Here is a 21,891-nt window from a genome sequence, read left to right as displayed (position 1 = left end):
TGTTCGGGATTGGCAGCCATACTGCATCCCAGTTTTATGAGTTCGCAGGAGCAGGTGTATGCCGACGACCCATACAGATCAGTTCTTCATTCTGGACCCGGCAAACCCTGGTGCCAATGGCACGGCCCCGGGAACGGCCCTGACGTTTCAAAAGCTTGATATCATCGACCAGAATGATGACGACCTGATCAACCGGCTCGACAACGACTCGGTAGATGGGTCCGACATCACGGCCTCGTACTTCAACGACATGGTGACGATTCAGCTGTCTGACGGATCGCAGGTCACTTACACCGGCGTGACCTTCTATCTGGCCGATGGGCGCGAGGTGTTTACACCGACTGATGGCCAGGTTCTGCAAAACGGTGATTTTGTCAGTTCTAGCGCCACGGATTTCAGTGATACCGGCGGGTCCTTCGGGTCGGTTGACATCATCAACGACGACCTTGGCCCGCCCTGTTTCACGCCCGGAACACTGATCGACACGCCAGAAGGGCCCCGCCGCGTCGAAGATTTGAAACCCGGGGATATGATCACCACCGCTGATCACGGTGCACAGCCTTTGCTGTGGGTGGGTCGCACTCGGGTCCAGGCTGAGGGCAAACTGGCGCCGATCCGGTTTGAGGCTGATGTGCTGGGGTTGCAGCAGCCGCTGACAGTGTCACCGCAGCATCGCATGTTGGTTGAGGATTGGCGCGCGCCCTATCTGTTTGGGCATTCCGAAGTGCTGATCGCCGCGCATTGTCTGGTCAACGGCGACACTGTTACCCGGGTTGAGGGTGGTGAGGTTGACTATATTCACCTGCTATTCTCGCGGCATGAAATTGTCATCGCCAACGGGGCCAAAAGCGAAAGCTATTATCCTGGCCATGCGGTGTCCCAATCGGACAAAGATACCAGGGCAGAAGTGCTGCGCCTGTTCCCCGAGCTGAATGCCCGCAATCCGGTTCTGCCCGAAACCGCACGCCCCGTTGTGCGCCCGCGTGAGGCGCGCGCTTTGGCGATTTAGACCGTTCCAAACTCGGACGTCGCATCGTATAGCAACCGCATGGCAAAAAAAGCAGCGCGCAAATCGAGCAATAAAAAAAGCAAAGCGTCAAAAGCAAAGAAACAAACATCAATGCGGATTCGCCGTTGGTTGAGTCGGGCTGCGTTAGGTGTGGTTGTCTTTGTGGTGGGTCTGGTGGCGCTTTTTTCAGTGGTAAACCCTCCTGTGACCCATACGATCTGGTCGGAATGGCGGCGGTTGGGCAAGGTCGAACGCGATTGGGTTCCCATTGAGGAAATTTCTCCGATCATGGCGCGCGCGGTGGTTGCAGCCGAAGATGCGAATTTCTGCCTACATTGGGGGTTTGACGTCGAAGCGATCCGTGACGCCCTGGAAGATGGCGGGTCGCGCGGCGCGTCGACCATTACGCAGCAAGTGGTAAAAAACGTGTTTCTTTGGCAAGGGCGCAGCTGGATCCGTAAGGCACTAGAAACCTCAATCACGCCAGTGGTTGAGATTGTCTGGAGCAAACAGCGGATTCTTGAGGTTTATCTGAACGTTGCCGAGACCGGGCAGGGCATGTTTGGTGTCGAAGCTGCGGCGCAAGGAAATTTCAATGTATCCGCCGCTCAGCTGTCGCAGGTTCAGGCCGCTCGGATTGCGGCGATCCTGCCGTCCCCGCGTAACAGATCGGTCACCGATCCTTCGGTTCGGACCCGCAGACGCGCGGCTGCGATCCTGGATGGGGCGGCCACCATCCGCGCAGATGGCCGCGCGGATTGTTTCGAGGATTGAAACTGGTGCCCTCACAAGGCTAAAGCTGGGGGGTATCACTGGTTCGATTGGAAGCTCATGGCGCGTTTGTTTCACGTTCCCCTGTCCCCGTATTGCCGCAAGGTCCGTTTGTCGCTGGCGGAAAAGAAAATCGAAGTTGAGCTGGTCGAGGAGCGATACTGGGAAAAAGACCCGGATTTTTTGCGCCGGAACCCGGCTGGCAAGGTGCCGGTGCTGCGTCTGGACGGGCAAACCATGTCGGAAAGCGCCGCCATCTGTGAATACATCGAGGAAACGCGCCCGGAACCGTCACTGATGCCCAAATCCCCAGAGGCTCGGTACGAAGTGCGACGTCTGGTGGGTTGGTTTGATGACAAATTTCACCACGAGGTCACAGCGAAACTGCTGTATGAGCGGGTCAATAAAAAAGTCACCGGCGAGGGCTATCCTGACAGCAAGAACGTCAAACAAGGCGCGCGTGCGATCAAATACCATCTGGATTACATGACTTGGTTGCTGGATCACCGCCGCTGGCTGGCCGGGGATCAGATGACTTTGGCCGATTTTGCGGCTGCGGCGCATCTATCGGCGCTGGACTATATCTCGGACGTGGACTGGAACCGGTCGCAAGCGGTCAAGGACTGGTATGCAAAGATTAAGTCGCGCCCGGCCTTCAGGTCAATTCTGGCAGATCAGGTGCCCGGGTTTCGACCACCGGCCCATTACGCTGATCTGGATTTCTGATAGGCTGGGTCAGGGGGCTGTCTGCCCCCTCTTGGCCCGGTGGGCCAATTCACCCCCGAGGATATTTTTGGCCAGATGAAGAGCGGATCGGGTTTAAAGGACGAGATGGTGGCACAGGCGCTGAACGAAGGTTTCGTGTCATGCCGCGTGTGCAGGCCTTGGGATGTACCCGAAGTTCCTGACCGGCTGGAGGCGTTTTTGCAGGCCGGTTATCACGGGCAGATGGGGTGGATGGCTGAGCGGACCCATTGGCGGGGCGACCCGGCTGCATTATGGCCCGAGGCACGATCGGTGATCATGCTGGCCGAAAGCTACACGCCCGAGCATGATCCCACCGCGGTTCTGGATCACCCGGAGTGCGGTGCGATTTCCGTCTATGCGCAAAACAAAGATTACCATGATCTGGTGAAGAAGCGCCTAAAACGTCTGGCGCGCTGGTTGATTGGTGAGGCGGGCGGAGAGGTAAAAGTTTTTGTCGACACAGCGCCGGTTCCTGAAAAAGCGCTGGGCCATGCTGCCGGGTTGGGATGGCAGGGGAAACATACCAATTTGGTCAGTCGGGATTGGGGCAACTGGGCTTTTATCGGCTCTGTTTTTACCACTTTGGAATTGCCGTCGGACATGGCCGAGGTAGATCATTGCGGGACCTGTCGGGCTTGTCTGGATGCCTGTCCGACGGATGCTTTCCTAGCACCGTATCAGCTCGATGCGCGGCGGTGCATTTCCTATCTGACCATCGAGCACAAAGGTCCGGTCGACGAAGACCTGCGCGCGAAGCTCGGCAATCGTATTTATGGATGCGATGATTGCCTGGCGGCGTGTCCGTGGAACAAGTTTGCTGTCGCGGCCAGCGATCTGCGTTACGCCGCGCGTGACGACCTGAAAGCGCCTGCGCTGGCTGAACTGGCCGCGTTGGATGATGCCGCGTTTCGGGCCAAGTTTTCCGGATCGCCCATCAAACGCATTGGGCGGGACCGGTTTGTGCGCAATGTGCTCTATGCCATCGGTAATTCTGGCGCGCAGGGTTTGAAACCTGTTGCGCAGGGTTTGGCCGAGGATTCCGATCCGACGGTGGCCGATGCCGCCCGTTGGGCGGTGAAACAACTGTCGTAGTTGCCGCAAACAGGCTGGACGTGTCGGTCCAAAACGCTACACCCATTTGCAGCGAACAGTAAGGAGATCCCGATGGCGCTGGCTTTGGGGGTAGATACGGGCGGAACCTATACGGATGCGGTGTTGATCCGGGATGAGAGCGATGTGATCGCCTCAGCCAAGGCGCTGACAACGCGCGCGGATCTGGCGATTGGCGTGGGTCAGGCAATTCAGGTGGTGCTGGATCAGGCGCTGGTCTCTCCGGATCAGATCTCGATGGCGTCCCTGTCGACCACATTGGCCACCAATGCACTGGTCGAGGGGCAGGGTGGGCGCGTTGCGCTGGTATATATCGGGTTCAAAGACAGTGATCTGGAAAAGCACGGTCTGCAGGACGCCTTGAAAGGCGATCCGGCGCTGGTGATCTCTGGCGGTCACAGCCATGCCGGGGGTGAATCTGCGCCGCTGGACAGGGCTGCGCTTGAGGCATTTTTAGACTCTCATAAAGGGATTTCGGGGTATGCAGTGGCGGCGCAGTTTGCCACGCGGAACCCGGCGCATGAGCTTGAAGCGGCGCGAGTCATCGCCGAAAGAACCGGTGCGCCGGTGACCTGTTCGCACCATCTGTCGGCCAAGTTGAACGGTCCGAAGCGTGCAGTGACAGCTGTTTTGAACGCTCGGTTGATCGGGATGATCGACGGTTTGATCGGACGTGCGCAGGTTCGCTTGCAAGAACTGGGCATCACCGCGCCGATGATGGTGGTGCGCGGTGATGGTGCGCTGATGAGCGCGGACCAAGCGCGAGAGCGACCGATTGAGACCATTCTCAGCGGACCAGCGGCGTCGATCGTTGGAGCCAGCTGGTTGACCGGGGCAGAGAACGCTCTGGTATCGGATATTGGCGGGACGACGACGGATGTGGCGCTGATCCGGGACGGCAAGCCCGCGATTGACCCCGCAGGTGCGCGGGTTGGAGGGTTCCGGACCATGGTCGAGGCCGTGGCGATGCGCACGCATGGTCTGGGCGGCGACAGTCAAGTGCATGTGGTCACCGAAGGGCTGCGTGGCGGCGTGTTTCTGGGGCCACGGCGTGTCCTGCCAGTGTCGCTGATCGCGTCAGAGGCACCCAAGGCGGTCCATGCCGTTCTGGACGCACAGCTGCGGGCCACGACGGTGGGTGAGCATGACACACGGTTTGCTCGCCGCATTCCCGGAATCCACGCAGATGGGTTGGGCGCACGAGAAGAAGCGTTGTTGGAGCGGTTGGGAGACCAGGTTCTGCCTCTGAGCGACCTGCTGCGCACACGAATGGAAAACGGTGCACTGACGCGGCTGGTAGATCGCGGGATCGTTCAGGTCTCGGGCGTGACGCCGTCGGATGCCAGCCACGTTCTGGAGCGGTTAGATTCGTGGGATGCAGAAGCTGCGCGTAAAGCACTGGAGCTGATGGCGCGCAAACGGATCGGGACGGGTGATATGTTGGCCTCGGCGCCGGAGGTTCTGGCGCACATGATTGTGGATCAGCTGACGGATCAAACCGCTTTGACCTTATTAGAGACTGCTTTTGCCGAAGAAGCGCAGGGATTTGGGGCTCCGTCCGCTGATCTTGCGCGCCACGTTTTGACGCAAAAAGGGTTGGCCCGGCATCGCGGTTTGCTGGCTCTGGATACGTCGATTAATGTTGATGTTGTGGGTCTGGGAGCCTCTGCCCCTAGCTATTACCCAGCTGTTGGGGACCGGCTGCATTGCCGCATGATCCTGCCAGAACATGCCGGGGTTGCCAATGCCATCGGCGCGGTGGTTGGACGGCTGACATTGCGCCGGTCAGGCACGGTGACTTCACCGTCCGAGGGTCGCTACCGGGTCCATCTTGAAGATGGCCCGCAGGATTTCAACGAATCCGACGCAGCACTGGCCCTGTTGGAATCCGTGTTGCGGCAAGAGGCCGAAGGTGCAGTCCGCCAGGCCGGGGCCGAGGATATCCGTGTGGTCGTTGACCGGGATATCCGCACTGCCCGGATTGAAGCGCAGGAGGTGTTTGTCGAGGCGATGGTGACGGTTGAGGCCAGCGGACGACCTCGGGTGGCGTCGGGTTAGCCCCCGCAAGGAGGGCAAACCCGTTTATTCAGCCGCGTCGCGTTTCGGCAGTACCCAATCGGGGCGGGGGAAATGGCAAGTATATCCGTTGGGAAGACGCTCAAGGTAATCCTGATGCTCGGGCTCGGCTTCCCAGAACGCGCCGACGGGTTCGACCTCGGTCACGACTTTACCGGGCCAGATGCCGCTGGCATTCACATCCGCAATCGTATCCTCGGCCACCTGTTTCTGCCCGTCATCCACATAGTAGATGGCCGAGCGATAACTCATCCCCCGGTCATTGCCCTGACGGTTGGCGGTGGTGGGATCGTGGATTTGGAAAAAGAACTCCAGCAAGTCGCGATAGGTGGTCTTCGCGGGGTCAAACCAGATCTCAATCCCTTCGGCATGGGTGCCATGGTTGCGATAGGTGGCGTTGGGAACGTCACCGCCGGTGTATCCGACGCAGGTACGCGAAACGCCGGGCAGTTTGCGGATCAGGTCCTGCATGCCCCAAAAGCAGCCTCCGGCAAGAACGGCGCGGTGTTCGGTCATTGGATGTCCTCCACATGGATCAGGAATTCGCCATAGCCTTCGGCCTCCATCTCGTCGCGATGGATGAACCGCAGCGCGGCAGAGTTGATGCAATAGCGCAGCCCGCCGTGTTCGCGCGGGCCATCGGGGAACACGTGCCCCAGATGGCTATCCCCGTGTTTCGAGCGGACCTCGGTGCGGATCATGCCCAGAGTGCTGTCTTTGAACTCGTCGACATGCGCGTGCACGATAGGTTTGGTAAAACTGGGCCAGCCGCAGCCGGATTCGTATTTGTGGGTCGAAGCGAACAATGGCTCGCCCGACACGATATCGACGTAAATCCCAGGTTCTTTGTTGTTCAGGTGTTTGCCTGTGCCCGGTCGTTCGGTCCCGCTGCGTTGCGTGACGTGAAACTCTTCGGGTGAGAGGGCGGCGATGGCCTCAGGGTCTTTGGTGTAGCGGGTCATGGCTCCTCCGGAGGGTTTTGCGTGTTGTACACTATTTGGGCGTGGTGTCGGGGAAATCAAAGCCATGTTTCAACCGCCTCGCGACCTCGTGCGGGTGGTCCCCAGGGCCCGGTTGTGGCATCTTATGGGCCAGGCTCCAGATCTGATTACTTAAAGTTGCCGAGTCAGGCCGAGTCTTTGCTGCCCCGAACCGGTTGTCGCGACACCTGAACCGCCAGAATTCCCAGCGTCGTCACCAGTACGCCAATCGCGTCCAGCGGACCCAACTTTTCACCCAGCAACAGCGCGGCAATGGTCACCCCGAAGACAGGGTTGAGGAAATGGAACGTGGCCGCACGGGTCGCTCCGATTCGGTCCAGTAGCAGAAACCAGATCAATGTGGCCAGCAGTCCGGGGAACAGGGTCGTATAGGTGAATGCCAGTGCCAGAGGCACAGTGGGATGGATGTAGATCGTCTCAAACAGGGGGGCGGCAACGAACAGGACACCCGATCCGACCAGCATCTGCAGTCCAACCACCATCATGAAATTGCCGCCCGATGTCGCGCCGCGCACCGCGAGCGTGGCAAAGGTCAGCGCCAGCGCCCCGATCCCACACAGCATCACGCCGAACATATCCAAGCCTGCACCGACCCGGCTGCTCATGATCACTGCGACGCCTGCAAAACCGGCAAACAGCCCGGCCACCCCGACGGGCCGCAGCCTTTCCCCCAGAAACAGCCAGCCTGCCAGTGCCACCAACAGTGGCATGGTCGAAGCGATGATCGCGGCTACAGAGGCCTCGATAGTTTGCATCGCATAGAAGTTCAGGCCCAAATACAGGGCATTCTGGCAGATTCCGAACAGGATCGTCGCATACCATTGTGACGGTGACAGGCGCCAGCTTTGGCCCATCGCGCGCGCAATTGCGACTCCAATCAGCCCCGAGATCAGAAACCGCAGCGCCAGGGAAAACAGCGGCGATGCATCGGCCACAATGATCCGGGCCGAGGTAAAGGCCGAGGACCAGATCAACGCAAATGTCAGCCCCATGGCCATGGCGCGCAGATCCATTGCATCCCCCTTTTGACATCTTCGGGACTGTTCCCGATTTTGCAGCACGCCACAAGCACCAGTAATAGTGAACACCAATAAAGGCAGAAAAAATGAGCAAAACGGGAAATAGATTCGTTTTTATTGATTGATTGGCCAGTAAATAATAAAAGCCCAGAGTGTATGCCGCATCAAAGGGGGTTTGCCGGTGTTTCTGGAGTTCATTCTGTCGTTTGGCGTCCTGCTGGCTTTGGGACTGGTCGCCTTCTTTGTGGTGAAGTGGTGGAACCTGCGATGTGTAGGCGTCACTCCCGTTCATCTGTTCACGTTCATTGCCATTCTGTTCACATCCGGTCTGGACGTCGGTCTGATCATGTTTCCCCTGACTGAATTCGGCGGCTATGCCGAAGAACCGGCTTATGCCTTTGCCAACCCATTGGCGATCGAGTTCGGGTTTTGGGGCTTTCTGATCTGGGCCTTCTACTTCCTGACGGCCTTCTATTTTTGCGTGATCGAGCCGCGGGTAAAGTTCTTTGAGATCCCAGTGGTCAAGCTGATCAACAACGTAGTCATCATTGGGACCTGCGCTTTCACCGCCAGCCTGTTCCTGATCTACCTGCCCGGCTACCTGCCCGAGATTGGCGACGGTGAATCCGTGGTCACCACCTTTTACGTGATCGTGTTTGTGGTCATTCTGGCGGCGGCGTATTCCTCGACCGACTTGAAATACGTACGCATCCTGTCAGTGGGCTCGACCTTTTTGTTCCTGTCACTAATCCTGGGTATGTGGATCGCTGCGGGAATGGGCATCGGCGGGTTTGTCGAAACCGGCAGTAACATCAGCGCCTATTTCGGCAATCTGCACAAATTTGTCCTGCCGCTGACCGACTATCACGCCTTCTACCTGTTCTGGTGGTTCGCATGGTCGATCATGATCGGTCAGTTCACTTCACGCTTTGTGGGTGGGTTGAAGACTTGGCAGCTTCTGGCGGCGCTGTTGATCTTCCCGTCAATCCCGCTGGGGATCTGGTTCACCGTTCTGTATTACTATCACCTGAACGGTCTCAGCACTGCGGGCATTACCAATATCGCCATGGTGATCGTGGGCGTGACCTTCGTGATCAACTCGCTTGATTCCCTTATTAGGCTTTATACAGACAACCTGAATATGACGGTCGAGCGGTTCGGTAAGACGCCTTACGTGGCTGGCAATGTTGCGCTGCTATTTGCTCTGACCTTGTTGTTCCAGAGCCAGTGGCTGCAGATTCAGTGGATCGGTGCCGTGGTCGTCGGGCTCTATCTGGCCTGCGTAGTCTTTATCCTGATCACCAAGCGCAAAGAGGTCTTGAGCATCGATTCAATGCCTGAAGATCGTGACCTGGACTTCCACAAGGTCGAGACGGTTCACTAATCAGTCGCTTCAGAACCTGAAACGGGCACTCATGTGGTGCCTGTTTTCCTTTTGGGAGCATCTATTTTTGCGGATGTTCGCTATGCGGACATAGCACCAATTCGCTGCGTTTGCTCGAGTGTCGGCAATTTGGCCATGCCTGGGATGGAACCACATCTTCAGCGAGGCCTCCGAATTTTACCGGTCATTCGCAAGCCATCACGAATGTTCAGTCCCATCATCGTGAGGTTGGCCGCCCCGGCGATTAGTTCAATCACCTGAATCGTATAAAATGTGCTGTCGAATTCGCCAGCAGCGGCTTTGCCAGCCAAAAACCAGGCGGCGGGTACGAGGATCAGTAAACCATTCAACGCAATGACAGGCATGCGGGTTTTCTTGGCTTTCGTCAGCGCATCCTTGCGTTTCCGGCCCATTGCCATACCTGTTCCGCCGGCAATAGCCATTGCCGGGATGAGAATGAACATGCCTTTCAGGATCAATGCCTTGATGGTTGCGACTGTTTCGTGGCTCGCAAAGAGCTCGCTGGTGGCCGTTGATGTCCAGAAGAGAAGGATCATTACAAAGCCGATGCCGCCCGCGATGGCGTGAATCTTTGTTTTCATGGCGGTTCCCTCAAATTGGTTTTTGGATAGGATTTCGTCAGGCCGTGCAGCAATTCGGCACCGCAACCTTCTCGAACAGGTGGGGTGCGGTCACAGCGCTTGAGGGATAGTGGCTGAGTTGCTGCTGAAACTCGGGGTTTGAAAACGCCGCGCGGAAGTCCGCGACGGAGTCCCAGACCGCGTAGTTCATATACATGCTGCCGTCACCAATGGCCTTATGCAGTTGGGTGCTGATGTAACCCGGCTGCATTTTCATCCATTGGGCATCGTTCTTCCAAGCTTCTACCAAGGCGACTTGGTTAACGGGATCGACTGTGAAGAGATTGACGAGAACGATGGGTCCAGCGTCGATGCCTAATTGCCGTTCAATGGGAAACTCGGGGTCGAGGGGTTTGAAACTGACCATTGCGGTACTCCTTGAAAACAACTTCAATTTGGTGTCGTGTTGTCATATCTAAGAAGCATCAAGCAAAATGACAATATGTTGTCAAAAAAATGAGGAGCCGATATGACGGACGCGCGAAGGACCGAAGAAGGAGAAGCCGTAACAGCGTTGATACTGGATGTGTTTCGGCTGAACGGTCGATTGCAGCTTGCCGGTGATCGCCTCGTATCAGAACTCGGTCTGACAAGTGCCCGATGGCAGATCCTTGGTGCCATTGCTTATTCGGATCGGCCGGAATCCGTTGCCTGGCATGCACGGACGATGGGTGTTCACCGGCAGGGCGTACAACGGATCATCAATGAATTGAGCAAAGAAGGCATAGTGGAGTTCCAGCCGAACCCACACCACAAGCGTGCGCACTTGGTTGTCATGACTCGAAAGGGGCAGGAGTTGTACGAAGCCGCGATTACGAGGCAAATCCCATGGGTGAATGAACTCTCGGAAGGCCTGTCGCCAGATGATATTGAAACAGCGCAATATGTTGTTGACCGTCTCAAAACAAGTCTCGAAGAAGCCTCAACGCGACAAGATTATAGCCCTACTCAAAGCTGACACCAATACAAATTGCTGCATTGGTCATTCTGGGCTCGAAGCTGACCTACACTTTTCAGCTGAGCACATGAACTCAATCACTGCAAAGAAACTCAAACTACTTCAAAGAAAAAGGGCCCCCAAACGGCGGCCCTCAATCGCTTATCCGTAAAGGCTGGGATTAGCCGTTCACGCTGTCCTTCAGAGCTTTCGCAATGGTCATCTTGACCACTTTGTCAGCTTCTTTCTTGAACTGTTCGCCAGTGGCGGGGTTGCGCACCATGCGCTCGGGGCGTTCGCGGCAGTAGATTTTGCCAACGCCGGGCAGGGTCACCGCACCGCCGGCCGAAACTTCGCGGGTGATCAGGCCAGTCATGGCCTCCAGCGCAGAGTTCGCAGCTTTCTTGTCGGTTCCCATTTCCTCAGCGAGAGCAGCAACCAGCTGAGTCTTTGTCATAGGCTTTGCCATTTCTTGGTCTCCTTAACGTGCCCGATAATTTGGGCCTCACCGCGTAACTTTAACGGGATATTGTGGGTGAACACAACGAATAGTAGCGTCGAAAACCCCAAAAATAGGGGGAATTCGTTGCTTTTTTGCTTCAGAGGAAGGCGGTTTCGTCGAAAGATCGCAATTTCCGACTGTGCAGGCGCTCTAACGGCATGCCGCGCAGGTGTTCCATCGCTCGTATTCCGATCGCCAGATGGCGGCTAACTTGTGTTGTATAGAAGGATGACGCCATGCCGGGAAGCTTTAACTCTCCATGCAAGGGCTTATCAGACACACACAGCAAGGTGCCATAAGGTACTCGGAATCGATAGCCATTTGCAGCGATGGTCGCGCTTTCCATATCCAGCGCAATCGCACGCGACTGGCTGAGCCGCTGAACCGGGCCGGACTGATCGCGCAGCTCCCAGTTGCGGTTATCTACCGAGGCGACGGTGCCGGTGCGCATGATCCGCTTCAGCTCGTATCCCTGAAGTTCGGTCACCTCGGCCACGGCATGTTCCAATGCCACCTGAACCTCGGCCAGCGGTGGAATCGGCACCCAGACGGGCAGGTCGTCATCCAGCACTTTGTCTTCGCGCAAATAGGCGTGGGCCAGTACAAAATCCCCAAGCGCCTGTGTGTTGCGCAGCCCGGCGCAGTGGCCGACCATCAGCCACGCATGGGGACGCAATACAGCGATATGATCAGTGGCCGTTTTCGCGTTTGACGGACCCACGCCAATATTGACAAGCGTAATCCCCGACCCATCCGCGCGTTTCAGGTGGTATGTCGGCATCTGAGGCAACTTCAGTGGCTGGTCCAAAGCAGCATCCGGGGCGGTGATCTGGATATTGCCGGTCGAAACAAAGCTGGTATAGCCGCTGTCGCGGTCGGCCAGCTGTTCGCGCGCGTAGTTTTCGAACTCGGACACATAGAACTGGTAGTTCGTGAACAAGACATGGTTCTGGAAATGGCTGGGGTCGGTCGCGGTATAATGCGCCAGGCGGGCCAGCGAATAATCCACCCTTTGAGCGGTGAACAGTGACAGCGGTCCGGCCGTATCTTCGTGGTCATGCACCCCGTTGACGATGTCATCGTTGGTGGTGGTTAGATCCGGAACGTCAAAAACATCTCGCAGGGTGAACCCCGCAGCGCCCTGATGCGGGACGACCAAATCAGGATTGTTGGCCACGGCGAAATGCACCGGGATCGGCGTATCCGATGCTCCAATTGTAACTGGCTGGTCGTGGTTTTTGATCAGCAGCGCAATTTGTTGCGTCAGATATGACCGGAACAGGTCAGGGCGCGTTACCGTTGTGGCATGGGTGCCAGGTTCGGATACATGACCAAAGCTCAGGCGACTGTCGACCTGAGCGTAAGACGAGGTCTTGATGCGAATTTCCGGGTAATAGGCTCTGAATCGTTCAGAGGGAGTTCCCTGCTCCATCGCATAGGCAAAGCTGTCGCACAGGAAACGCGTTGCCTGTTCATACAGCTCTTCTAGCCGCGCTACGGCGGCAACGGGGTCTGTGAATTTCTCGGGGGTCGGGACGTCAGGTGTCTTTATTATTGTCATGCCAGAGGTTCCAAAAGCTCGATCTTTTCAAAGGTGCGCACATCCACCAGCCCAAGGTCGGATATCCGAAGTTCCGGGATCACGACCAAGGCCAGCAGCGAGTGCTGCATATACGCATTGTTCAACTGGCAACCGCAGGCTTGCATCGCCTCGACCATCTGATCTGCCTTGGCGGCGACCTCGGTGGCGGGGCTGTCGGACATCAATCCGGCAATCGGCAACTCCACCAGTGCCAGTTCCCGGCCATCGCGGAAAAGGGTGATACCGCCGCCGACCTCGGCCAGTCGGTTCGCCGCCAGCGCCATCTGGTCACGGTCGGTGCCCACGACGATCATATGGTGGCTGTCATGCGCCACGGTCGAAGCCATGGCCATCTTGCCCTCATACCCGAACCCCGAGACAAAGGCGTTTGTGACCCCACCAGTCGCGCGATGGCGTTCCACCAAAGCGATCTGGCACACCCCATCTTCGCCTTCGACGAGCCCGCCGATGATGGGCAGTTCAGCCTTCAGCGCTTTGGTGGGGGCCTGGTTTTCGACGACGCCGATCACATTGGCCTGCACCCGGTTGGCTCCGGCGGGTGCGGCGATCTCAAAATCGGTGTCGGTCAGCGCGTGGCCCAGATGAACGGTGTTGCGCGCCGTGCCCGGCCATTTCAGGTGGGGGCACTCCACCGAGATTGCGCCATCCTCGGCCACGATCTGACCACGCGCGACGACCAGTTCGACAGGCAACTCGGTCAGGTCCGAGCTTAGAATCACATCTGCCCGCCGCCCCGGCGTGATCGAGCCGATCTCGCGCTCCAGCCCGAAATGGGAGGCCGTGTTGATCGTCGCCATCTGCAGCGCAATCAGTGGGTCGCATCCACAGGCAATTGCGTGCCGCACGACGCGATTCATATGCCCATCATTGACCAGCGTGCCCGAATGGCAGTCATCCGTGCACAGGATGAAGTTCCGCGGGTCCAACCCTTTTTCCGTGACGGCGGTGATCTGGCTTTCGACGTCATACCAGGCCGAGCCCAGTCGCATCATCGAGCGCATCCCCTGCCGCACCCGCGCAACGGCGTCCGCTTCGCAGGTGCCTTCGTGATCATCGGCCGGCCCGCCTGCCACATAGGCCGCGAAATCAGGCCCTAAATCCGGCGAAGCATAATGTCCGCCCACCGTTTTTCCGGCCCTCTGCGTCACCGCAATCTCGGCCAGCATCTTGGGATCGCCATGGATCACGCCGGGAAAATTCATCATTTCCCCTAGACCGATGATGCCGGGCCAGTTCATCGCTTCGGCCACGTCTTCGGGTGTGATTTCATAGCCCGTGGTTTCCAAACCCGGAGCAGAAGGTGCGCAGGATGGCATCTGGGTAAAGATATTCACCGGCTGCATCAGGGCCTCGTCATGCATCATGCGCACGCCGTCCAGGCCCAGGACATTCGCAATCTCATGTGGGTCGGTGAACATTGATGTGGTGCCATGGGGAATCACTGCGCGGGCAAATTCGGCAGGTGTCAGCATGCCTGATTCAATGTGCATATGCGCATCGCACAGGCCGGGCAGCATATAGCGTCCGCGTGCCTCAATGATCTGCGTGCCGGGGCCTACGCAATGCGCGGCATCGGGCCCGACAAATGCAATGCGTCCGGCGGCGATTGCGATGTCGTGATCAGGCAGGGTCTCACGACTGTGCACATTCACCCAGATGCCGCCGCGGATCACCATATCTGCGGCTTCGCGTCCTGCGGCAACGGCGATCAAACGGGGGACAACTTCGGGCCAGCTGGGGAGGGGTGTGTATTCCATGGCCCACCTTTCCCAAATGCGCCGGAAGGTGCAACCCCTGCCAGACCGCTATCATGAAACCGTCACGCAGCGCGTCAGCGCTGCGCGGCCCAGCCAGAGGAACAACCCCGAAGGGGCAGGGACGATGGGCATGAGAATCCCCGGGGATCAGTGCAAAGTATCTGCCGCCATCTCGTGCCGCAGCCAGTCGGCAAAGGCCAGCGCACCCGGTGTTTCCTCGGCCTGAGGGGACAGCAATAGGTAATAGGCCTCTGGCATCACCGCGCGATGCGGGAAGGGGGCCACAAGGCGCCCCTGTTCGATCAGGCCCCGCGCGATGGTGTCATGGGCCAAACACAGCCCCCCTCCGGCCATCGCAACAGACAGGCTGACCAGATAGGTCGTCGAATAGGTAATGGGTGGATTTCTCCAATTCAGAGCCTGATCTTCTGCCCAATTCGCCCAATTCGACAGCAGGTTCGAGCAGTCAAAAAGCGGTTGATCCTCCAGCGTATCCAGCGTCACGTCATAGCCTGGAGCGCAGACGGGGTAATAGTCTTCGGTCCGCAATACTTCGGTCCGCACCGTATCCGAGGGCCGCAGCGAATACCGGATTTCGATGGATGCGCCTTCTGCCATTTCACGGGGCTCCCAAAGCTCGGTAGAGATGGTGAGTTGAACGTCAGGATGCTCGGCGCGAAACCGTGGTAGCCGGGGGGCCAGCCAGTTGACTGCAAAGCTGATATTGCTTTGGACCTGAACCGCGTGCTGCTGCGCCCCCGTGATGGCCTGGGTGCCGCGGAGCAGCGTTCGAAACGCCTCGCGCACCACCGGCAGATAGGTGATGCCCGCTTCGGTCAGTTCCAGGGCGCGGGGTCGGCGCTGAAACAGCGGCTGGCCCAGATACCCTTCCAGCGATTTGATCTGCTGGCTGACGGCGCTTTGGGTCATGTTCAGATCGCGGGCGGCACCGGTAAAGGACAGGTGGCGGGCTGCCGCTTCGAATGTGCGCAGCCAACCCAGCGGCGGAAGCGATTTCTGCATGCGCATAACCTTGCCATAAGTCCAGCTTATGAAATAGCCGCGATTTTTTCGTTGGTCAAATCTGGTCAGCGCAGTCACGGTTTTCCCAAACCCAGCCATCCGACAGGAGTCCGGAATGAGTGTTGCCAACTTGCGCCCCAATATCGACCATTGGCCTGAACGCGTGGACCTTGCCGCCACCTTCCGCTGGACCGAGCGATTGAATATGCATGAGGGCGTTGCCAATCATTTCAGCCTGGCGGTGAATGAAGAGGGCACGCAATTCCTGATGAACGCCAACCAGATGCATTTCGCGCGTATCACGGCGTCAAACCTGTTGTTTCTGGACGCAAATGACCCAGATGTCATGTCCCAGCCCGGCGCGCCGGACCCGACAGCCTGGGGCCTGCATGGCTCGATTCATCGCCATTGCCCCCATGCGCGCTGTGTCATGCATGTGCATTCGATCTTTGCCACTGTTCTGGCTTCTTTGGCGGACAGCACTCTGCCACCGATCGATCAGAACACGGCCACGTTTTTCAACCGCTATGTTGTCGATCAGGAGTTTGGCGGCTTGGCCTTTGAAAGCGAAGGCGAGCGCTGTGCGTCGATGCTGTCGGACCCGAAAAAGAAGGTCATGATCATGGGCAATCACGGCGTGTTGATTATCGGCAGCAACCCGGCGGATGCCTTTAACAGGCTTTATTATTTTGAGCGCGCGGCCGAAACTTACATCCGCGCCTTGCAAACCGGTCAGCCTTTGCGCGTGTTGTCCGACGAGATCGCCGAAAAAACGGCACAGGAACTGGACGACTATCCCGATCAGTCCGGTGCTCACCTGCGTGAGATCAAGGCCTTGCTGGATGCCGACGGGTCCGACTATGCCACGTGATCAAAGGGCTGCCCAAATAACCGGCGCGACCCCGGACCCTGAATCCGCCCGCTGGAATTACTGCCCCGAGGGGCCGGTGAATCTGAACCCTCTGTTCCGCTGGCCGCTGCGCCCGGTTGCGGTGTTGAAATGGTACAGCGGTGCGTGGTTGCAGATCACCGCCCTGACGCTGTGTCTGGTGCTGGCGGTTGGGGCCTATGCGTTGTTTTTCCCTGCGTTAGAGTCAATGCAGAGCTTTGCACCCGGCTGGATGTTTCGCATCTGGCTGCTGAACATGGTGCCGCAGATCCTGGTCGCGGGCGGCCTGCATTGGTGGCTGTACATGCGCAAGGGACAGGGCATGTACAAAAAGTTTGACCGCCGCGACCTGACCCGCGACAACGGCACGTTTACTTTCCGCAATCAGGTCTGGGACAATATCTGGTGGACGTTGGGCAGCGCGATGACAGTAGCAACTGTCTACCAGTGGGGAATCTACTGGGCGATGGCAAACGGGTACATGCCCACCGTAACATGGGCCAGTGCGCCGGTCTGGTGCTTAGTTTGGCTAGCGTTCATCCCGATGTGGTCGGGGCTGCATTTCTATTGGGTACATCGGCTGGAGCATCACCCGAAACTTTATAAGCATGTGCATGCTGTGCATCACCGAAACGTCAATATCGGGCCGTGGTCGGGGATCTCAAACCACTGGTATGAAAACCTGTTCTATTTCACCACGTATTTCATCCACCTGATCGTGCCGTCACATCCGCTGCACTTGCTGTTCCACAGCTATTTCCAGCAGGTCAGCCCGGTTTTGTCCCATTCCGGGTTTGAAAAGCTAAAGGTAGGTGATGCGGATGCCGCCCGGGCCGGTGACTTTTTTCATCAGCTGCATCACCGGTATTTTGAGTGCAACTATGGCACGTCTGAAATCCCTTTCGACAAGTGGTTCGGCACGTATCACGACGGATCGGCCGAGGCGACGACCCGGACCCGCGCATACAAGAAACAGATGTATACCTGAGCGTCTCTGGCTGTCAGGTCCGTTCAAACATCGTGATCAGGGCGGTGTCATCCCTGTTGGGACCAGCTGCAAGATCGCCGTAGATCCGGACTTCGGACAGGGTCAGATTTTGTATCTGGCCCTGCGCCAGCTTGTGCAGCGCATCGGCAAAGCCCAGCTTTTCATAGTGCTGTGCATTGATGGACAGGGCGAACTGCGCCCCGGGCCGCGCAACGCGCAGCAAGGCCGTTAGCGCTTCGGGACCGAGATGGCCATGAGTGAAGGTGCCGGACGAGACGATGCCGGAGTAACTGCCTTGTGGTACCGGGATGCCCTGATTCAGATCGGCCACAATCGCATCACGGTAGATATCCTTGCGCATGGCCTGATCCAGCATTTCGGCGCTGATATCGGTGGCATCGATGGGCCCGACTCCAAGCCCGGCCAGAACCGCGCCGCATAAACCGGTGCCTGCACCAACATCCAGCACCGGGCCTTGCCCGCCAGCGGCCACAAAGGCGCGGGCCGTTTGTATGTGGAGCTGGTAATCCTCGCGTGCGGCAAAGGTCTCATCATAGTCGCCGGCCCATTCCGCATAAAGCTGCTTGTGGTCTTCAGGCGAATCCAGCGCGTAGGCAGAGTGCAGGTCGGGTGTTTTTTGGCTCATGCTTAGAAGAAAGGCGCATTGAGGGATTCGAATCAAGTATTCCGGAGCGGACGCTTGCATTGGCAGGAATTGCAGATCATCAAAGGCATCATGACAGGTACTCTTTTCTCCTTTGGTCACGGGTATTCGGCACAAGCTTTATCCCATGTGTTGCACCCTCAGGGCTGGCGCATCTGCGGCACCACGCGGGACCCGGCCCAATCCGCCACGATCCGAGCTTCGGGCGCGGATCCTGTGGTCTGGCCAGGGCAGGTGCCGAATCTGGACGGGGTGACACATATACTGATCTCAACCGCGCCGAACGCCGACGGTGATCCGGTGCTTGCGGCACTGCACGACGAGATCGCTGCGCGCGCGGATCAGTTTGAATGGGTCGGGTATTTGTCGACGACGGCTGTTTATGGCGATCACCAAGGCGGCTGGGTGGATGAGACCACACAGGCCGCACCAACGGCCGAACGCGGTAAATGGCGGGTGAAGGCCGAGCAGCAATGGCAGGCGGTTCCCGATTTGCCAACGCATATCTTCCGGTTGGCCGGTATCTATGGCCCGGGGCGCGGCCCGTTTTCCAAGCTCAAGCGGGTCGGCATGCGGCGCATTGTCAAACCTGGTCAGGTGTTCTCGCGTATCCATGTTGCCGACATTGCGCAGGTTCTTGCGGCTTCGATGGCGGCGCCAAATCCCGGCGCGGTCTACAATGTGTGCGATGACGAACCCGTCCCGCCGCAGGATGTGATCGCTTATGCGGCCGAGTTACAGGGCCTGCCTCTGCCTCCGGCCGTGCCGTTTGATCAGGCTGACCTGACCCCGATGGCGCGCAGCTTTTACAATGAAAACAAGCGGGTCAGAAATGATCGGATCAAGGAAGAACTGGGTGTATCCTTGCTGTACCCGAATTACCGGGTTGGTCTGGAAGCGCTGATGCGCGACACATAGCGTGCAGTTGTCCTTTGGTTGATAGGTTTTGATTATTGCAATGATCGGTAAACAAAACTTTTTCGCATGATTTAAATTTGCTAGGAGTGGCGGCGACAAGACAAAAGAGGTGCCGATACTCAATGCCTTGAACAGGTGGTTTCAGCCGCACTTCCGGGCAGAGTAAAAATGTCATCTGTTTGTGGTCTTGATTGACCGAGTTTTGACCGTGCGAACAAGCCGGAAATTAGCCAGGATTGGAGATCGATATGGACGGAAGTGACAACCCCAAAACGGGCGGATGCCCTGTCATGCATGGTGCAGGCACAAGGTCGAACCGGGACTGGTGGCCCAACCAACTGAACCTGTCCATCCTGCATCAGCACGCGCCCGCGTCGAATCCGATGGGCGAGGATTTCAACTATGCGGAAGAGTTTCAAAAGCTGGACATGAAAGCGCTGAAGGAAGACCTGTACGCGCTGATGACGGATTCGCGAGATTGGTGGCCGGCAGACTATGGTCATTACGGTGGCCTTTTCATCCGTATGGCCTGGCACAGCGCCGGAACGTATCGGACGGCCGATGGCCGCGGTGGTGCCTCGACCGGGAACCAACGGTTCGCGCCGCTCAACAGCTGGCCGGATAACGGCAACCTGGACAAGGCGCGCCGCCTGCTGTGGCCGATCAAACAGAAATACGGCAATCAGATTTCCTGGGCTGACCTGATCATCCTGGCTGGTAACTGTGCCATCGAGTCCATGGGCGGCGAGACCTTTGGATTCGCCGGTGGCCGTGAAGATATCTGGGCACCCGAAGAAGACGTCTATTGGGGCACTGAAACCGAATGGCTGGCCCCGACTGATAATCCGCACAGCCGTTACTCGGGCGAACGCGATCTGGAAAACCCGCTGGCCGCTGTGCAGATGGGCCTGATCTATGTGAACCCCGAAGGCCCGGACGGGCAACCGGATGCGTTGGCCTCAGGTCGTGACATTCGCGACACGTTTGGTCGGATGGCAATGAATGATGAGGAAACCGTCGCTCTGGTCGCTGGCGGTCACACCTTTGGTAAGGCACATGGCGCAGGCGACCCCGATCTGGTTGGGCCGGAACCCGAGGCCGCCCCGATTGAGGAAATGGGCCTTGGCTGGATCAACAAGTTCGGCTCCGGCAAAGGCGACGACACTACTACCAGTGGTATCGAAGGGGCGTGGACCGCGAACCCGATCCAATGGGACAACGGCTATTTCGACCTGCTGTTTGGCTATGACTGGAACCTGACCAAAAGCCCCTCGGGCGCGTGGATCTGGGAACCTGTCGGCGTGAAAGAAGAAGACATGGCCCCGGCGGCGCATGATCCTTCGAAAAAGGTCAAAACCATGATGACCACCGCCGATATGGCGATGCGCATGGATCCGATCTATGGGCCGATCTCAAAGCGGTTCCACGAGAACCCCGCAGAGTTCGCCGACGCCTTTGCCCGTGCCTGGTTTAAACTGACCCACCGCGATATGGGGCCGCGCTCGAACTATATCGGTGACGAAGCTCCGGCTGAGGAACTGCTGTGGCAGGACAATGTCCCATCAGTGGATCACGACCTGATCGATGACGCGGATGTGGCCGATCTGAAGGGCAAGATCGCAGCCGCTGGCCTGTCGGTGTCTGAATTGGTGTCGACTGCTTGGGCTTCAGCCTCGACCTTCCGCGGGTCGGACAAGCGTGGCGGGGCCAATGGCGCCCGTCTCCGCCTTGCGCCGCAGAAAGGCTGGGAAGTGAACGAGCCGATGAAGCTATCCAAAGCGCTGGATGCGCTGGAAGGCGTTCAGATGGCGTTCAACGATGCGCAGCCCGGCAGCAAACAGGTCTCTTTGGCCGATGTGATTGTTCTGGCCGGCGCGGTCGGGGTCGAACAGGCTGCCAAGGCGGCGGGTCACGACGTCCAGGTGCCATTCACTCCGGGCCGCACGGACGCGACGCAGGATCAGACGGATGTGGACTCCTTCTCGGTGATGGAGCCGATTGCAGATGGATTCCGGAACTACCAGAAATCGGATTACAGCATTTCTCCAGAAGAGCTGTTGGTCGACAGGGCGCAGCTGCTGATGCTGTCGGCACCGGAAATGACGGCGCTGGTCGGCGGTCTCCGGGTTATGGGTGCAACCTTCGGCGACACGAAATTCGGAGAGTTCACGGACCGGGTCGGCGCGCTCAGCACCGATTTCTTCACCAACCTGCTGGACATGGGCACCGAATGGAAGCCTGCGGGCAACGGCGTCTATGAAGGCCGCGACCGCGCCAGCGGGGCGGTCAAATGGACCGGCACGCGGGTTGATCTGGTCTTTGGATCAAATTCGCAACTTCGGGCGCTGGCCGAGGTCTATGGTCAGGCAGGTGCAGACGGCAAATTCGTCTGCGATTTTGTCTCGGCCTGGAACAAGGTGATGAATGCGGATCGGTTTGATCTGAATTAAGCGTTCACACATCACATTGATTGCGCCGCCACGGGAAACCTTGGCGGCGTTTTCTTTGCACTGCGTTATTGGGGGATACCAAGCATTGGGTACGATTCCTGAGGTGGGCTACAAATCGCGCTCGTAAACGTAAGAAATTTTGCGGGTTGGCACTGGTTTAGAGTAGTAAATTTTAAGCTAAAGTGTTGTTTTCATTATGATGTGTAAATACTTGCCGAGAAATGTGAAGTTTTTTCAAAATGGGGGTTGCAGGTCCCGGGTCCAATCCGTAAATACCCCTTCACCGGCGCTGCTGAGGTGGTGCTGACGGGTCGGAGAGACGGCCGGACGGACCGGAGAGACGGTTGGACGCCTGGGAGAGACTGGGGGCATCTTAGGGAATGGATTAGGCGGGCGCGCTGA

At 57.9% G+C, this 21,891-nt stretch carries 21 protein-coding genes; 11 read left to right on the top strand and 10 right to left on the bottom strand.

Annotated elements, in window-relative coordinates:
- The first annotated feature begins 58 nt into the window (after nt 1-58).
- The 5 genes from RUM8411_RS09140 (at nt 59) to RUM8411_RS09120 (ending at nt 5,695) form a co-directional block, all read left to right on the top strand.
- Nucleotides 59-1,009, top strand: a complete 951-nt coding sequence (locus tag RUM8411_RS09140) for a Hint domain-containing protein (protein WP_085822400.1) — start codon at nt 59-61, stop codon at nt 1,007-1,009.
- A gap of 39 nt (nt 1,010-1,048) precedes the next feature.
- Nucleotides 1,049-1,783, top strand: a complete 735-nt coding sequence (mtgA, locus tag RUM8411_RS09135; RefSeq protein WP_085822399.1) for a monofunctional biosynthetic peptidoglycan transglycosylase — start codon at nt 1,049-1,051, stop codon at nt 1,781-1,783.
- A 57-nt stretch (nt 1,784-1,840) separates the two neighbouring features.
- The gene (gene fzlA / locus RUM8411_RS09130) at nt 1,841-2,506 is read left to right on the top strand and encodes an FtsZ-binding protein FzlA (RefSeq protein WP_085822398.1); all 666 of its coding nucleotides are present in this window, start codon (nt 1,841-1,843) and stop codon (nt 2,504-2,506) included.
- A gap of 75 nt (nt 2,507-2,581) precedes the next feature.
- Nucleotides 2,582-3,619, top strand: coding sequence for a tRNA epoxyqueuosine(34) reductase QueG (gene queG, locus RUM8411_RS09125; protein ID WP_085822748.1), 1,038 nt, complete (start codon nt 2,582-2,584; stop codon nt 3,617-3,619).
- Nucleotides 3,620-3,691: 72 nt separating this feature from the next.
- Complete coding sequence (locus RUM8411_RS09120; protein WP_085822397.1) at nt 3,692-5,695, top strand: hydantoinase/oxoprolinase N-terminal domain-containing protein; 2,004 nt, start codon at nt 3,692-3,694, stop codon at nt 5,693-5,695.
- A 24-nt stretch (nt 5,696-5,719) separates the two neighbouring features.
- On the opposite strand, the gene msrA is transcribed toward RUM8411_RS09120, so the two are convergent.
- From msrA to RUM8411_RS09105, 3 genes are all read right to left on the bottom strand, one after another.
- Nucleotides 5,720-6,229 (bottom strand): peptide-methionine (S)-S-oxide reductase MsrA, encoded by a 510-nt coding sequence (msrA, locus tag RUM8411_RS09115; protein WP_085822396.1) that lies wholly within the window; start codon nt 6,227-6,229, stop codon nt 5,720-5,722.
- A complete protein-coding gene (msrB, locus tag RUM8411_RS09110; RefSeq protein WP_085822395.1) occupies nt 6,226-6,675 on the bottom strand; it encodes a peptide-methionine (R)-S-oxide reductase MsrB in 450 nt (149 codons plus the stop codon). Before msrB ends, msrA begins: the two co-directional genes overlap by 4 nt.
- 164 nt (nt 6,676-6,839) lie before the next feature.
- The gene (locus RUM8411_RS09105; protein ID WP_085822394.1) at nt 6,840-7,727 is read right to left on the bottom strand and encodes a DMT family transporter; all 888 of its coding nucleotides are present in this window, start codon (nt 7,725-7,727) and stop codon (nt 6,840-6,842) included.
- A gap of 193 nt (nt 7,728-7,920) precedes the next feature.
- Here RUM8411_RS09105 and RUM8411_RS09100 point away from each other — a divergent pair, with 193 nt between their 5' ends.
- Nucleotides 7,921-9,117 (top strand): BCCT family transporter, encoded by a 1,197-nt coding sequence (locus tag RUM8411_RS09100; protein ID WP_085822747.1) that lies wholly within the window; start codon nt 7,921-7,923, stop codon nt 9,115-9,117.
- 158 nt (nt 9,118-9,275) lie between these two features.
- Here the strand turns inward: RUM8411_RS09100 and RUM8411_RS09095 are convergent, their stop codons facing one another.
- A complete protein-coding gene (locus RUM8411_RS09095) occupies nt 9,276-9,719 on the bottom strand; it encodes a hypothetical protein (protein ID WP_085822393.1) in 444 nt (147 codons plus the stop codon).
- Between the two features lie 37 nt (nt 9,720-9,756).
- Entirely contained in the window at nt 9,757-10,125 is a 369-nt protein-coding gene (locus tag RUM8411_RS09090; protein ID WP_085822392.1) for an antibiotic biosynthesis monooxygenase family protein, read from the bottom strand.
- Nucleotides 10,126-10,227: 102 nt separating this feature from the next.
- Between RUM8411_RS09090 and RUM8411_RS09085 the strand changes: the two genes are divergently transcribed.
- Complete coding sequence (locus RUM8411_RS09085; RefSeq protein WP_085822391.1) at nt 10,228-10,716, top strand: MarR family winged helix-turn-helix transcriptional regulator; 489 nt, start codon at nt 10,228-10,230, stop codon at nt 10,714-10,716.
- Between the two features lie 160 nt (nt 10,717-10,876).
- On the opposite strand, the gene RUM8411_RS09080 is transcribed toward RUM8411_RS09085, so the two are convergent.
- The 4 genes from RUM8411_RS09080 to RUM8411_RS09065 all read right to left on the bottom strand — a co-directional run bounded on the left by RUM8411_RS09080 (nt 10,877) and on the right by RUM8411_RS09065 (nt 15,580).
- Nucleotides 10,877-11,164: an HU family DNA-binding protein gene (locus tag RUM8411_RS09080; protein WP_085822390.1), complete on the bottom strand. Its 288-nt coding sequence runs from the start codon at nt 11,162-11,164 to the stop codon at nt 10,877-10,879.
- A gap of 130 nt (nt 11,165-11,294) precedes the next feature.
- Complete coding sequence (locus RUM8411_RS09075; RefSeq protein WP_085822389.1) at nt 11,295-12,758, bottom strand: AMP nucleosidase; 1,464 nt, start codon at nt 12,756-12,758, stop codon at nt 11,295-11,297.
- Nucleotides 12,755-14,557, bottom strand: a complete 1,803-nt coding sequence (gene ade, locus RUM8411_RS09070; protein WP_085822388.1) for an adenine deaminase — start codon at nt 14,555-14,557, stop codon at nt 12,755-12,757. The genes RUM8411_RS09075 and ade overlap by 4 nt, the downstream gene beginning before the upstream one ends.
- A 147-nt stretch (nt 14,558-14,704) precedes the next feature.
- Nucleotides 14,705-15,580, bottom strand: a complete 876-nt coding sequence (locus RUM8411_RS09065; protein ID WP_085822746.1) for a LysR substrate-binding domain-containing protein — start codon at nt 15,578-15,580, stop codon at nt 14,705-14,707.
- Nucleotides 15,581-15,695: 115 nt separating this feature from the next.
- Between RUM8411_RS09065 and RUM8411_RS09060 the strand changes: the two genes are divergently transcribed.
- Nucleotides 15,696-16,451, top strand: a complete 756-nt coding sequence (locus tag RUM8411_RS09060) for a class II aldolase and adducin N-terminal domain-containing protein (RefSeq protein ID WP_085822387.1) — start codon at nt 15,696-15,698, stop codon at nt 16,449-16,451.
- Entirely contained in the window at nt 16,441-17,457 is a 1,017-nt protein-coding gene (locus RUM8411_RS09055; RefSeq protein WP_085822386.1) for a sterol desaturase family protein, read from the top strand. The genes RUM8411_RS09060 and RUM8411_RS09055 overlap by 11 nt, the downstream gene beginning before the upstream one ends.
- Before the next feature lie 13 nt (nt 17,458-17,470).
- Here RUM8411_RS09055 and RUM8411_RS09050 read toward each other — a convergent pair whose 3' ends face one another.
- Nucleotides 17,471-18,103, bottom strand: coding sequence for a class I SAM-dependent DNA methyltransferase (locus tag RUM8411_RS09050; RefSeq protein ID WP_085822385.1), 633 nt, complete (start codon nt 18,101-18,103; stop codon nt 17,471-17,473).
- A gap of 90 nt (nt 18,104-18,193) precedes the next feature.
- Here RUM8411_RS09050 and RUM8411_RS09045 point away from each other — a divergent pair, with 90 nt between their 5' ends.
- Both RUM8411_RS09045 and katG read left to right on the top strand, forming a co-directional pair.
- Nucleotides 18,194-19,039 (top strand): SDR family oxidoreductase, encoded by an 846-nt coding sequence (locus RUM8411_RS09045; RefSeq protein WP_085822745.1) that lies wholly within the window; start codon nt 18,194-18,196, stop codon nt 19,037-19,039.
- 248 nt (nt 19,040-19,287) lie between these two features.
- The gene (gene katG, locus RUM8411_RS09040; protein ID WP_085822384.1) at nt 19,288-21,489 is read left to right on the top strand and encodes a catalase/peroxidase HPI; all 2,202 of its coding nucleotides are present in this window, start codon (nt 19,288-19,290) and stop codon (nt 21,487-21,489) included.
- The last annotated feature ends 402 nt before the right edge of the window (nt 21,490-21,891 follow it).

Origin of the sequence: Ruegeria meonggei (assembly GCF_900172215.1) — a bacterium.
Classification (GTDB): Bacteria; Pseudomonadota; Alphaproteobacteria; order Rhodobacterales; family Rhodobacteraceae; genus Ruegeria; species Ruegeria meonggei.
This window is presented reverse-complemented; position numbering and strand designations above follow the sequence as displayed.